We start from the raw sequence: 13,734 nt of genomic DNA on the forward strand, positions 1-13,734 counted from the left end.
ATTTTAAAGGTTGAAATGTTTCATGTAGTTATCCAGGTCTTTATCACCGCGTCCGGAAAGACAGATCACGACAGTTTCATTCCCTTCAAATTTCATTTTCTCTAAATGGGCAAGTGCATGCGCGCTTTCAATGGCAGGAATGATCCCTTCCAGTTCGGCCAGCAGTTTCCCGGCTTCCATCGCCTCGTCGTCTGTAGCACTTACATACTCCCCGCGCCCTGCTTTGAACAGGTGTGCGTGCTGCGGACCGATACCGGGATAGTCGAGGCCTGCTGAAATTGAGTAAGGCTCTACTACCTGGCCATCATCGGTCTGCATTAGTATAGACCGGCTGCCGTGAAGTACTCCCTCCTTACCAAGTGCTGTCGTCGCAGCTGATTCCCCGCTATCGACGCCCTTACCTGCTGCTTCTACAGCTATCAGTCGCACGTTTTCGTCGTCAAGGAAATGGTAGAACATCCCTATTGCATTGCTTCCTCCACCAACGCAGGCCATTACAATATCCGGATACTCGGATCCTGTTTTTTCTTTCAGCTGCAGTTTCGTTTCTTCAGAGATGATGGATTGGAACCGTGCTACCATGTCGGGATATGGGTGCGGACCTACCACCGATCCGATGATATAATGGGTATCCACCGGGTTGTTGATCCAATCACGCATAGCCTCGTTGGTAGCGTCCTTCAGGGTTTTACTGCCAGACGTAGCCGGAATAACAGTAGCCCCCATCATTTTCATTCTTGCTACATTGGGTGCCTGTCGCTGAATATCGACCTCACCCATATAAACCACGCATTCAAGACCAACAAGGGCACAAACCGTAGCCGTGGCAACTCCATGCTGCCCCGCACCGGTTTCAGCAATGATACGCTTTTTCCCGAGACGCTGCGCCAGAAGGATCTGCCCAACTGTGTTGTTTACCTTGTGGGCACCCGTATGATTAAGGTCTTCGCGCTTAAGGTATATCTTAGCCCCGTATTTGGCAGATAGTCGCTCGGCCGGGAATAATGGCGAAGGCCGCCCGACATAATCTTTGAGCAGGCGGTGAAACTCGTCCTGGAAGGACGGCTCGTAGATGATCTCCAGATATTTCTGCCTTAATTCCTCTACGTTTGGGTATAACATCTCGGGGATATACGCTCCTCCAAAATCACCGTAATAACCCTGGTCATTTACCCCCCAGTTCACTGAGCTCTTTATAAATTCTTTGTTCATATCTGTTGTGTCACTGTATTTATAGTGAATAGGACTTCTTAGTCTTTAATTCTTAATTCCTTAAACACTTCTCTCAAACCCTTTATATCCTTAAACGCCGGTGCTGTTTCAAATTTGCTGTTCAGATCAACGCCGTACAGCCTCGCATCCTTCAGCTTCTTTACTCCGGCTATATTTTCTGCACTAAGCCCTCCGCTTAAAAAATAGCCTTTCTTGCCATGATAATTTTCCAGTACACTCCAGTCGAACGAAATCCCTGAGCCACCATGCTCTGCCGTCCTGGTATCAAACAGGTAATAGTCCACAAAATCTTCATAGCCGGCCAGGATGCTAAAGTCGAAATCAGCTGAAATACCGAACGCCTTTATAATTTCGATGCGCTTGTTCGTCTGCATGTTCTGAATGAACTTCCTGAACGAGCGGCAGAATTCTGCTGTTTCCCTGCCATGCAGCTGAACCGCATCGAGGTTGTATTTTATAACCCGGTCAGCAATCTCATCCATTGCTTCGTCCACAAAAACACCTGTCTTTTTTATGCCGCTATCGATTGAAGCGAGCAGTTCGGCATCAGGCTCACCGACAAACCTTTTTGAATGCGGGTAGAATATAAAGCCCATATAATCAGGCTTAAGCTCCTGAAGTTCCCGGATATTAACCGCTTCCCGCATGCCACACACTTTAATGATCATGCTACCAATTTTTTAAAACTTGTCAGTGCCTTTTTACTTATCAGGGACTCTTCGGCTTCGTAGAAACAGTCGGCAAACGAAGTTTCTGGCTTGATAGTCCGGATGGCGATAGCAGCATTGCAGACCACCACACTATTTTGCTCTGCAGTGCCATCGCCGTTTAGTACGGCTTTGAATATGCCTGCTGAATCTTCTACTGTACTTCCTCCGCTGATCTTTAAAGGATCTATCTTTTCGAATCCAAGTTGCGAGATAGAATGAATGTGCTCCCCTTTTCCTGAGAAAGTCTTAAAATCGCAGGTTAGAGAGATCTCATCGTAACCCTCGAGGGCGTGGAGAATGGTATAATTTAATGATGACTTCTGATACAGATAGGCATATAAGCGTGCCAGTTCCAGGCTGAACACCCCCACCAACTGGTTCCTGGGCTGGGCGGGGTTAACCATAGGGCCCAGCATGTTAAAGAAAGTCTTTACGCCAAGCTCCTTACGTATAGGTGCAACGTTTTTCATCGCGGGGTGGAAGAGCGGTGCGTGCAGGAAGCAAATGCCCGCGTCATCCAGGTTTCGCCTGAGGTCGTCTGGCTTGTTTGTAAATGTATATCCCAGGAATTCCATCACGTTGGAGGATCCGCATCCCGAAGAGACTCCATAATTACCGTGTTTTGCGACATTATACCCCGCACCCGCCACGACAAATGAGGCAAGTGTTGAGATATTGAACGTGTCCTTACCATCGCCGCCGGTCCCGCAGAGATCTATCAGTTCATAGTCCTGAAGGTTAGGTTTCAGGCAGAGATCCAGCATCCCGTCTCTGAAGCCCTCAAGCTCCTCAACGGTTATATTCCTCATGCAGTAAGCTGCCATAAAGGCTGCCATCTGCGATTGATTGTATTTGCCCAACGCAATATTGGTCAGGATTTCTTTAGCTTCCTCCCGTCCAAACGTCTTTTGCTCAAACAAATGATTTAGTATTTTCTTCACTTCTTCAGTATTTTATTAAAAAAAAAGGGCTGCCCTTAGGCAACCCTTCATATTTAGTTTCTTTTATATTGAATACTATATACGCTCTATGATCGCCGATTGATTGTTAATCCGCCACCACCATTTTGTATATAAATTATTTGCGTTCATCTTATAAAGCAAATATGGATAATCTTTTCTTTAGCTGCAAACCTTTTAAGTAATTTTAGAAAATGAAAGCCACAAGAAGATCGAGAAGAAGACTGCAGTATAAGATTAATGCAGGCAAGGCATTTCTAATTTTACTTGGAGTGGCTCTCGCCTGTTTTGGACTAAAAGGCTTTCTGCTGCCGAATCACTTCATAGATGGCGGCATTACGGGCATATCATTATTAACATACCAGCTTACGTATGAGTCTACCGGTATTCCTGTTTCTGTCTGGCTGGTCCTTTTTAACACTCCCTTTATTATCCTGGGAGCCAGGCAGATCGGCAAGCGCTTTGCAATCGGCACCTCTATTGCCATTGTTGTACTCGCTGCAACTATATTTTTCGTAGACTTCCCCGTAATTACGGATGACAAGCTGCTCACTGCTATATTCGGCGGCTTTTTTCTTGGAGCTGGCATTGGACTTGCAATACGGGGCGGCTGTGTAATAGACGGCACAGAGATCCTGGCAGTTTATTTAAACAGGAAGAGTATCCTGAGCATGGGCGACATCATCCTGTTAATAAACGTTGTTATATTTCTTCTTGCAGCGTTCGTCCTGGGAATTGAGAATGCTCTTTACTCCATCCTGACGTACCTGTCAGCATCTAAAACAGTTGATTTTATTATTCAGGGAATCGAGGAGTATACCGGTGTAACTATTGTGTCTGCTAAAAGCGCTCAGATCAGGGAAGCCATAACCAAGAATCTGGGACGTGGAGTCACCGTTTATAAAGGTGAACGCGGATTTGAATCTGCCCAGTTCAAAAGCAAGGACATCGATATTATCTTTACTGTGATCACACGCTTGGAGGTGTCAAAACTAAAGCAGGAGATCGACCAGATCGATCATAAGGCTTTTATTGTAATGAGCACCATCAGTGATACCAAAGGCGGGATAATTAAACCGAGGCCGCTGCATTAGAGAAGTTCTACGTAATTGTTTTACGTTATAAGTTTCTAAACGCTGTTCTATTGCACTAATTGCTCCCCCTTCAACTCTCGTTTCTCACTTCTCACTTCTCATTCCCCGGCTCTAAACAACTTCTTGTCAGCATAAAAGGTTCCAAATGGAACAAGCGAAGCCAGAAAACCTAATGTCACCTTCATGAAGGACCATTTATATACATAGGCTACGTGCAATAACATCCCAACATATAATATGAAGAGAACGCCATGGGCCATACCAACAACATAGTTTGGACCGGGCATAGCGTATTTGTATTTAAGGATCATGGTTAATCCTATAAGAAGAAAAGAACAGCCCTCTAAAAAGGCTACAAGACGAAAACGGCTAAGGGGGGTTTCAAACATGACATTGAATAATAATTTAGGGACAAAAATAGGGATTATACGAGGGCTTAAGATCATGGAAAAGTAAGGATGCTATAGAAAAACACCCAAACAATAACAGGTCAGGTCCGTTTTCTAGGTATGAAAGCAAAGCCAAGATCTTTTTCCGGCAAAGAGAAGCAAAGTAAGCAACCTGGAATAGAGGAAAAAATGTCTCTAAAGCCAGAATATATCAATCCGGGATACAAGGCAGCCGGCAAGCTGATAAATAAGACGGCATTAATAACAGGCGGCGATAGCGGTATCGGCCGGGCTGTAGCGCTTCATTTTGCGATTGAGGGTGCAGATGTTGCTATTGCGTACCTTAACGAAGACACAGACGCCCTAGAAACGCAGAAGCTGGTTGAAGATGCTGGCAGGAAATGTATTCTCTTTAAAGGCGACGTCAGCAAGAAAGAGTTTTGCGACAGGATCATTAAACAGACCATATCAAAATTCGGCGAGCTGAATATACTCGTTAATAATGCCGCCCAGCAGTTTCCGCAGGATGATTTTTTGAAGATCAGTAAGCAACAACTGGAGAAAACATTCAACATTAATATCCTCCCTTATTTCTTTTTATCACAGGCTGCATTGAAGCACATGACAGAAGGAGACAATATCATAAACACCAGTTCAGTGACGGCCTACCGCGGCAGTCCTCACCTTATCGACTATTCCTCCACGAAAGGAGCCATAGTTAGCTTTACGCGCTCACTCAGCGAGAATCTCGCCCCAAAGATGATACGGGTGAACGCTGTCGCTCCCGGGCCGGTATGGACGCCCTTGATCGTTGCCAGTTTTGATGAAAAAGAGATCCGTGAGTTTGGTAAGAAAGTTCCTATGGGACGCGCTGGTCAGCCTTCTGAAATTGCCCCGGCTTATGTATTTCTTGCAAGTGAAGATGCATCCTATATAACCGGCCAGGTTGTACATGTTAACGGTGGAGAACTTATCAATGGGTAAATGAGGTATTAGGCAATAGGCTTTAGGGAAACTGCAGCTAAAAATGTAATTCTTAATTATCCTATCAACGGATCCTTCTCCTTAGTGAAGTGATTATAAACTAATCGATCAAGAAATGAAGGAAGGAATTTACTCAGGAACACGGTTAGTTTGCCCTGGCTGGTCATAATCAGTGAACGTTTCCTCTTTTCCACTCCATCAGCAATAATTACAGCGACTTCGCCGGACGTCATCATCTTCCCCTCTTCCATGCTGGTGTCGCCTTGCGCGCTTCCATCTTTTACCAGGGCCGAATAACGAATATTGGAGGCTGTAAATCCTGGTGATGCTACCATAACATGCAGGCCTGTTTTAAGGTTCTCCACTCTTAATGACTCCAAAAATCCGTTCAGAGCAAACTTGGAAGAGGAGTACCCGGTTCTGCCGGGCAAACCTTTATAACCAGCAATAGACGAAACCCCTACAACCGAGCCTCTATTCTTCAGCAACTCAGGCAGGGCATATTTAGTGCAATAAACCGCTCCCCAGAAGTTCACGTCCATCAGGTTACGTAAAACCCCGAGATCTACATCGGCAAAAAGCGCACGCATGGAAATTCCCGCATTATTGATCAGCACATCGATCCGCCCGAAGGTGGCCAGAGCTTGCGCAATTAGAGCTTTACAATCATCTTCCTTGGAAACATCACACTGGAGTGCAACCGCTTTTACACCATAACGCTTTTCGAGATCCTGCGCAATCTCACACAGGGTGACATACTGCCTGGCGCCCAGCATCAGGTTTGCGCCACGGCGGGCGAACTCTTCCGCACATGATTTTCCTATACCGGATGAAGCTCCGGTGATTATAACTGTTTTGTTTTTCAAATCCATCAGGGGGAGTTTACATACTATTTTGCAAGCGTATTTTCGTATGGGACACGGGTCGCGATAGACCTCCCGAGCGTTATTTCATCAACATATTCTAATTCGCCGCCAAAAGCGATGCCCCTGGCGATTGCGCTGATCTGGACGCCGCTATCTTTCAGCTTCTTATACAGATAAAATATTGTGGTGTCGCCTTCCATCGTCGTACTTAAAGCAAGTATCACTTCGGTAACTTCACCTTTCCGCACCCTGTCTGCGAGGCTTTCAATTTTAAGATCCGAGGGGCCGATGCCGTCCATTGGCGAAATTAGTCCGCCGAGCACATGATAAACACCATGATATTGACCAGTGTTTTCTATAGCCATCACATCCCTGGTATCTTCTACAATACAAATAAGCGATTTATCCCGCTTCACTGCGCTGCATATCTCGCAGATCTTCTGGTCTGAAATATTGTGGCAGACTTCGCAAAAACGGATCTCGTTTCTGAGTCGTAAAAGAGTGTCGCTGAATTTTTCGACTTCGGCTTGAGGCTGATTTAGAAGGTGTAGTACTAATCTTAATGCAGTCTTCTGTCCGATACCTGGTAATGTTGTAAATTCATTAACTGCATTCTCCAGCAGCTTTGAGGAAAAATTCATTTACAAATTTAATTCTAAAAAATAATCTTTCCGGATATTTAGCTCATAAATTTGCCACGCTAAACCAGTGAAACAATACCAGTCAATTAATTCGTATTAAGAACTTAATTATTAATTTAGCCCCTTATCTAAAATTAACATGGAGCCATCAATCTTATTAAGCTTTCTTGTAGCATACTTCCTGATGCTGATAGGTATATCGTATTTTACCTCTAAAAAGTCTTCGGATAATTCTACCTTTTTTACAGCCAACAGGAATTCCAAATGGTACCTGGTAGCTTTTGGAATGATTGGAACCGCGCTTTCGGGCGTTACATTTATTTCCGTCCCCGGGGAGGTTGGAAACCCGGCAGGTAATGAGTTCAAGTACTTTCAGTTCGTCCTTGGTAATGCTATTGGCTTCATAATTATCGCTACGGTCCTCCTGCCGCTTTATTACAGGATGAAACTGACCTCGATATATACCTATATTGAAGAAAGGCTGGGAACGTATAGTTATAAAACAGCTGCCAGTATATTCCTTTTGAGCCGCACGATCGGATCTGCATTCCGTTTGTACCTGGTCGTAATCGTATTACAGCGCTTTATTTTTGATTCCTATGGCGTACCATTCTGGGCTACGGTACTGATATCCCTTGGTTTAATATGGTCTTATACGTTCAAGGGAGGTCTGAAAACTATCATCATCACCGATACTTTGCAAACCTTATTCCTGGTCTCATCAGTAATACTAACTATTTATTTTATTTGCAGCAGCCTCGGATTGAACATTGCTGAGGCGTTTGAAACTATAAAGAACAGCGGATACTCCAAAATATTCTTCTATGAAGACTTTGTGACGAGTAAGTTCCACGTCAGCAAGCAATTGCTAGGGGGTATTTTCGTAACCATCGCCATGACCGGGCTCGACCAGGATCTGATGCAAAAGAATCTGAGCTGCAAGAACATCGGGGAAGCCCAAAAGAACATGTTCACCTTTACCGCCGTATTCGTAGTTATAAATATATTCTTCTTAAGTGTTGGGGCTTTGCTATATGTATATGCGACAACAAACGGTATTGAAATTCCGGTAGATGCTGTTACAGGCAAACCAAGAACCGATTTCCTGTTTCCTGAAATTGCATTTAATCATCTCACACTAATACCAGGAGTGGTCTTTATGCTGGGCCTTACTGCCGCAACCTTTGCAACAACTGATTCTGCGCTTACAGCACTAACAACGTCCTTTTGTGTGGACTTTCTTGGATTTGCGAAGAAAAAAGATCTGAATGCACCTTCTGTGGTGCGGACACGGCATTTGGTGCACATAGGCTTTTCCATACTGATGTTCCTTGTAATAATCCTGTTTAATGCGGTCAATAACGCCGCCGTAGTAAGTGCGATCTTCACGGTTGCATCCTACACATACGGTCCGCTCCTCGGTCTGTACGGTTTTGGCTTGTTTATGAAGAACCGGGGCGTCGATGATAAGGTAGTTCCTATCATTTGCCTCGCTTCGCCTGCAATTTGCTTCCTGCTGAATAAATATTCAGCTACCCTGATGGGCGGCTATGCCTTTGATAACGAACTTATCGTGGTGAATGGATTGATCACCTTTATTGGCCTGCTGCTGATCAGCAGACCTACAACCGCTAAAACCCAATTTTAATACTGTACAGTGCGTATGACAAGTGACGATAAAATAAGAAGTGCCTTTGAGAATAAAAACTGGCAGGAAATAAAAGTTACAGACTCCTGGCAGATCTTTAAGATCATGGCCGAATTCGTAGACGGGTTTGAAAAGCTTGCTAAGATTGGGCCCTGCGTCTCCATATTCGGTTCGGCCAGAACTTCTACCGAGAACCATTACTACAAGTTAGCCGAAGATTGCGCCCGCCTTCTAACAGAAAGAGGCTATGGAGTAATCTCCGGTGGCGGCCCCGGAATTATGGAAGCAGCAAATAAAGGAGCCTATGAAGCCGGCGGCAAATCTGTGGGACTGAACATTGAATTGCCTTTTGAGCAGTTCCATAATAAATATATCGACCGCGATAAGATCCTTGAGTTTGATTACTTCTTTATCCGTAAGGTGATGTTTATGAAGTACTCTCAGGGCTTTATTGTGCTCCCGGGAGGATTTGGAACAATGGACGAGATGTTTGAAGCGCTGACCCTTATTCAAACCGGAAAGGTCGCCCGTTTTCCGATAGTAATGGTAGGGAAATCTTACTGGTCTGGTCTGATGGATTGGGTGAAGACAACTATGCTGCAGGATCAGAAAAACATTAATGAAGATGATCTTAACTTATTCAGGCTGGTCGATACCGCAGAAGAGGCGACAGAACACATCTTCAGGTTCTATGACAAGTATGTATTGAAACCGAATTTTTAACAGGATCAAGGAACAAAGATTAAAGAATAAAGACAAGCCCCCATTCATCCTTACTCTTTTCAACTGTATCAGCAATCAACTTAATTGCTCGCCCCCTATGTCCTTGCTCCTTGTTCTTTGCTCTTTAGTCAGATGAAAATCTCCCCCTTCAAATAGGTAACAGCCCTTCCGGACATAAGGACCCTATCACCTTTAAGCCGGCACCACAACTCTCCACGCCGCGCAGAGATCTGATACGCATGCATATCATTCTTCCCTAAACGCTCGGCCCAATATGGGATAAGGTTACAGTGGGCAGAACCCGTTACGGGATCTTCATTAATTCCCGCGGCTGGGGCGAAGAAGCGGGATACAAAATCACTATTATCGCCCGGAGCGGTAGCAATAAAGCCAATTGAGTCGATCTTACTTAAAGCAAGGAAGTCGGGGTCAAGCGATGTTACATCAGCTTCCTTCTCGTAAACTATAAAGTAATCCCTGGAACGCAAGATTTCAACAGGATTGCCGCCAAGCGCTTCAATCAGCCCCGGGGGCGCCTGGGAAGCGTTAGGAACTCTTGCTGGAAAGTCCATCATATACTTATCGCCATTTCTGTGAACCGTTAACGTGCCTGCTTTCAGCGTATGGAAATGAATCACCTCCCGTTCATAAGCTAATAAGGTAAAAAGTACATGAGCAGTGGCGAGCGTCGCATGTCCGCAAAGATCGATTTCAACTTCAGGTGTAAACCATCTTAACTCAAAGTCATTTCCCTGTGGGATAAAAAATGCGGTTTCCGCCAGATTGTTCTCAGCTGCGATCTTCTGCATTTCCGGCGCAGGCAACCATTCAGTCAGCGGGCATATTGCTGCAGGATTACCGCCGAATAAAATATCGGTAAATGCATCGACCTGGTAGATCGGAATTATCATCTTCTTATTTTTTCCAAATATAACGATTTCACAAATGCCTCATTAGTGGAAGAATACGATGTTCCATCCTTGCAGTACCGCCACAAAAAAGCACAAAAAAAAGACCAGACATATGTCCGGTCTCTATATTTACTACCGCGATATCGGATACTGATTATCCCAGATAAGATTTTAAAATTTTACTTCTTGAAGTATGTCTCAGCCGCTGAAGCGCTTTATCCTTGATCTGACGCACACGCTCCCGGGTAAGATTAAACTTCTCACCTATCTCCTCTAAGGACAGAGGATGGTTTGTACTTAATCCAAAGAATAGGACGATAATTTCCCGCTCCCTTTCAGTCAGGGTCGACAAAGACCGTTTAATTTCTTCGGACAATGACTCATTGATCAGGTTGCTATCCGTATTTGGATCGCTATTCTCCAGAACGTCAAGAAGCGTATTTTCTTCTCCCTGCACAAATGGTGCATCCATAGAAACGTGGCGACCTGAGTTGCTTAAAGTATCAGAAATCTTTTCAACTGTTGTCTCGAGATTATCCGCAAGCTCTTCCGGTGACGGCTCGCGTTCATACTCCTGCTCAAGCCGTGAGAAAGCCTTGCTGATTTTACTTAATGAGCCCACCTGATTCAGGGGAAGGCGCACAATTCTCGATTGCTCGGCTATTGCTTGCAGAATAGACTGACGGATCCACCAAACCGCGTAAGAAATGAATTTAAATCCTTTAGTCTCATCAAAACGTTTTGCTGCTTTGATCAGACCGAGGTTGCCTTCATTGATCAGGTCACCAAGGGTCAGCCCCTGGTTCTGGTACTGTTTTGCAACTGATACAACGAAACGTAAATTGGTTTTGGTTAGTCTTTCCAAAGCGGCCTGATCGCCTTCTCTGATCTTCTGTGCAAGAATTACTTCTTCTTCGGCTGTAATTAAATCTACTTTACCAATTTCGTGTAAATACTTGTCTAGCGACTGGGATTCACGGTTGGTAATGGATTGGGTTATTTTGAGTTGTCTCATTTATGAATAAATACTCCCTTTAAAAGTCTGCAAAGTTAAACAAATATGCCATTTTAACGACAAGTTAAGTGAAAATTTAGCTGATTTTTAAGGATTTACGTGGAAATTAGTATGTTTTTTATAGTACAAAAATCATTCCATATTAACGCAAAAAGCCGCATAAAATTTTAATATACTATGAGCCAAGGCACCATATTTTAATTTACTGCAGTGTTACGACATTTAACAATGAACAAACCCACAAAGAAATGATCCTAAACCAGGTGTCCAATATACACTATCGTCTTGGAAAAGAATTTTACTCTGAGGAATTTTTACTCATATTGAGAATTAATCGCCTCCTTTAGGTTGAAGCCTCTACAACACCAGATCTTTTAAGATTATAATCGAACTAGGTTAAGTTTCTAACCTGAAACCAAACCTCATCCGGGTCTCCATCAAAATCTTCCATCATATTCACCAGGGTTTGGGGATCTGAATGATTTAATACGAGGTTCCTATTAAGTGGCTTTAAGAATTTTCTCTCGACCATAATATCCATTTGTGCCAGAAGCGGATCATAGAAACCATCAATATTTAATAACCCGATAGGATTATTGTGGAGCCCTAATTGCAGCCAGGTTAAAACCTCAAAGAATTCCTCGAGGGTTCCGAAGCCGCCCGGCAGTGTGATGACACCGTCAGATAAGTCGGCCATCTTCTGCTTGCGTTCATGCATATTCGTCGTGATGATCAGCTCAGTCAATCCAGAATGACCAACTTCCTTATCCATCAAAAATTGCGGGATTACGCCGATGGCCCTCCCTCCGCGTTCCAAAACTGCATCAGCAATAAGACCCATCACTCCTACCCGGCCGCCGCCAAATATTAATGTAATATTCCTGTCAGCAAATACGTCGGCCAGATCATTTACTGCTTTGAGAAGCGCTGGATCACCGTTAAAATTGGCACCACAGAAAACAGAAATAGAGTTCATGGTTAATTTTACCGGCTGTAATTAGGAGCTTCCTTGGTAATGGTAATATCATGAGGGTGGCTTTCACGCATTCCCGCAGCGGTAATTTTAACAAATTTTGCGTTCTGCAGATCTTCAATGGTGGCCGATCCGCAATAGCCCATGCTGGCACGTAAACCGCCAATCAACTGGTACATTACTTCAGCTAACGAACCTTTGAACGGAACCCTGCCGACAATGCCCTCAGGGACTAACTTCTTGATATCATCTTCCACGTCCTGGAAATAACGGTCCTTTGAGCCTTGTTCCATTGCTTCGATAGAACCCATACCACGATAAGACTTAAACTTACGGCCTTCATAGATAATGGTTTCACCGGGAGACTCTTCCACACCTGCGAACAATGAACCAGCCATAATTGTACTTGCTCCCGCTGCTATTGCCTTCGCTATATCACCTGTTTGCTTAATTCCACCATCCGCAATTACGGGAACTCCGCGTCCTTCCAGGGCCTTTGCACATTCATAAACGGCATATAATTGGGGAACCCCAACACCTGCAATAATCCGCGTGGTACAGATGGAACCAGGCCCGATGCCAACCTTTACTGCATCTGCTCCGGCATCAGCCAGCGCGATAGCAGCTTCACCTGTGGCGATATTTCCAACTACAACCTGGAGATTGGGGTATTTGGACTTCACCTCTTTTAGCTTTTCTATAACGCCTCTTGAATGACCGTGTGCTGTATCGATCGTTATAACGTCCACACCAGCTTTAACAAGAGCGCCGACACGTTCCATTGTATCGGGAGTAACGCCAACAGCTGCTCCAACCCGGAGACGACCGTGCTCATCCTTGCAAGCCTTAGGATAATTTTTAAACTTTTGAATATCCTTAAAGGTAATCAGTCCGATCAAATGCCCATTATTATCAACAACGGGTAGCTTCTCTATTTTATAATCCTGAAGGATAAGTTCGGCCTGCGATAATGTGGTACCTTGCGGAGCTGTAATGAGGCTCTCTTTTGTCATTACATCACGAACAGGTCGTTTGAGATCCTTTTGGAAACGCAGATCACGATTAGTAATGATCCCCACCAGCTTATGGTCAGCGTCTACAACCGGAATACCCCCAATTTTGTATTCTTTTATAATAACGAACGCATCTGAAAGCAAGGCATCCTCGTTCAAGGTTACCGGATCCTGAATCATACCGCTTTCCGACCGCTTTACCTTACGCACTTCATCAGCTTGTGCGGCAATGCTCATATTTTTATGAAGCATTCCTATCCCACCTGCCTGGGCAATAGCTATCGCCAGGCCGGATTCGGTAACTGTATCCATTGCGGCAGAAACTATAGGCACATTCAGCCTGATATTGCGGGTAAAATAGGTGCTTGTATCCACGTCACGTGGCAGTACTTCTGAATAAGCAGGAATTAAAAGGACGTCGTCGTACGTTAGACCTTCAGATACGAATTTATTTGGATCGAGTTGCATGGGCAAATAATTGTGGGTTATTACTTGCCGGGCAAAGATAAGATATTTTATTGTGAATTGGAAGAATTATCACGATGCATCCGATACAGCATTGTGATCTGACGAGA

The 13,734-nt window shown here is 44.4% G+C and carries 14 protein-coding genes; 4 read left to right on the forward strand and 10 right to left on the reverse strand.

All coding sequences use genetic code 11. The features are described from left to right. Positions 1–3: 3 nt before the first annotated feature. From trpB to trpD, 3 genes are read right to left on the reverse strand one after another with little or no spacing between them, the layout of a single operon-like run. Complete coding sequence (gene trpB / locus P2W76_RS10480; RefSeq protein ID WP_276347775.1) at positions 4–1,212, reverse strand: tryptophan synthase subunit beta; 1,209 nt, start codon at positions 1,210–1,212, stop codon at positions 4–6. Positions 1,213–1,250: 38 nt separating this feature from the next. Then, positions 1,251–1,901 (reverse strand): phosphoribosylanthranilate isomerase, encoded by a 651-nt coding sequence (locus P2W76_RS10485; protein WP_276347776.1) that lies wholly within the window; start codon positions 1,899–1,901, stop codon positions 1,251–1,253. Beyond that, complete coding sequence (trpD, locus tag P2W76_RS10490) at positions 1,898–2,884, reverse strand: anthranilate phosphoribosyltransferase (protein WP_276347777.1); 987 nt, start codon at positions 2,882–2,884, stop codon at positions 1,898–1,900. The genes P2W76_RS10485 and trpD overlap by 4 nt, the downstream gene beginning before the upstream one ends. A 212-nt stretch (positions 2,885–3,096) precedes the next feature. Between trpD and P2W76_RS10495 the strand changes: the two genes are divergently transcribed. Beyond that, positions 3,097–3,996, forward strand: coding sequence for a YitT family protein (locus P2W76_RS10495; RefSeq protein WP_276347778.1), 900 nt, complete (start codon positions 3,097–3,099; stop codon positions 3,994–3,996). Between the two features lie 98 nt (positions 3,997–4,094). Here P2W76_RS10495 and P2W76_RS10500 read toward each other — a convergent pair whose 3' ends face one another. Further along, the gene (locus P2W76_RS10500) at positions 4,095–4,385 is read right to left on the reverse strand and encodes a DUF3817 domain-containing protein (RefSeq protein WP_276347779.1); all 291 of its coding nucleotides are present in this window, start codon (positions 4,383–4,385) and stop codon (positions 4,095–4,097) included. A gap of 120 nt (positions 4,386–4,505) precedes the next feature. Here P2W76_RS10500 and P2W76_RS10505 point away from each other — a divergent pair, with 120 nt between their 5' ends. Continuing rightward, positions 4,506–5,369, forward strand: coding sequence for an SDR family oxidoreductase (locus tag P2W76_RS10505; protein ID WP_276347780.1), 864 nt, complete (start codon positions 4,506–4,508; stop codon positions 5,367–5,369). A 56-nt stretch (positions 5,370–5,425) separates the two neighbouring features. Here P2W76_RS10505 and P2W76_RS10510 read toward each other — a convergent pair whose 3' ends face one another. Then, complete coding sequence (locus tag P2W76_RS10510) at positions 5,426–6,241, reverse strand: SDR family oxidoreductase (RefSeq protein WP_276347781.1); 816 nt, start codon at positions 6,239–6,241, stop codon at positions 5,426–5,428. A 17-nt stretch (positions 6,242–6,258) separates the two neighbouring features. Further along, positions 6,259–6,876 (reverse strand): recombination mediator RecR, encoded by a 618-nt coding sequence (recR, locus tag P2W76_RS10515; protein WP_276347782.1) that lies wholly within the window; start codon positions 6,874–6,876, stop codon positions 6,259–6,261. 139 nt (positions 6,877–7,015) lie between these two features. Between recR and P2W76_RS10520 the strand changes: the two genes are divergently transcribed. After that, positions 7,016–8,524, forward strand: coding sequence for a sodium:solute symporter (locus P2W76_RS10520; RefSeq protein WP_276347783.1), 1,509 nt, complete (start codon positions 7,016–7,018; stop codon positions 8,522–8,524). 15 nt (positions 8,525–8,539) lie between these two features. After that, a complete protein-coding gene (locus P2W76_RS10525; protein ID WP_276347784.1) occupies positions 8,540–9,247 on the forward strand; it encodes a TIGR00730 family Rossman fold protein in 708 nt (235 codons plus the stop codon). A gap of 128 nt (positions 9,248–9,375) precedes the next feature. On the opposite strand, the gene P2W76_RS10530 is transcribed toward P2W76_RS10525, so the two are convergent. The 4 genes from P2W76_RS10530 to guaB all read right to left on the reverse strand — a co-directional run bounded on the left by P2W76_RS10530 (position 9,376) and on the right by guaB (position 13,627). Then, complete coding sequence (locus P2W76_RS10530) at positions 9,376–10,158, reverse strand: PhzF family phenazine biosynthesis protein (RefSeq protein ID WP_276347785.1); 783 nt, start codon at positions 10,156–10,158, stop codon at positions 9,376–9,378. Between the two features lie 154 nt (positions 10,159–10,312). After that, positions 10,313–11,173, reverse strand: a complete 861-nt coding sequence (locus P2W76_RS10535) for an RNA polymerase sigma factor RpoD/SigA (RefSeq protein WP_079701860.1) — start codon at positions 11,171–11,173, stop codon at positions 10,313–10,315. Positions 11,174–11,564: 391 nt separating this feature from the next. Beyond that, the gene (locus P2W76_RS10540; protein WP_276347787.1) at positions 11,565–12,149 is read right to left on the reverse strand and encodes a TIGR00730 family Rossman fold protein; all 585 of its coding nucleotides are present in this window, start codon (positions 12,147–12,149) and stop codon (positions 11,565–11,567) included. An 8-nt stretch (positions 12,150–12,157) separates the two neighbouring features. Then, positions 12,158–13,627 carry an IMP dehydrogenase gene (gene guaB, locus P2W76_RS10545; RefSeq protein WP_276347788.1) on the reverse strand — a complete coding sequence of 490 codons (1,470 nt, stop codon included), beginning with the start codon at positions 13,625–13,627 and terminating at the stop codon, positions 12,158–12,160. Positions 13,628–13,734 lie beyond the last annotated feature (107 nt).

The sequence above is a fragment of the Daejeonella sp. JGW-45 genome (genome assembly GCF_029360805.1).
GTDB lineage: Bacteria > Bacteroidota > Bacteroidia > Sphingobacteriales > Sphingobacteriaceae > Daejeonella.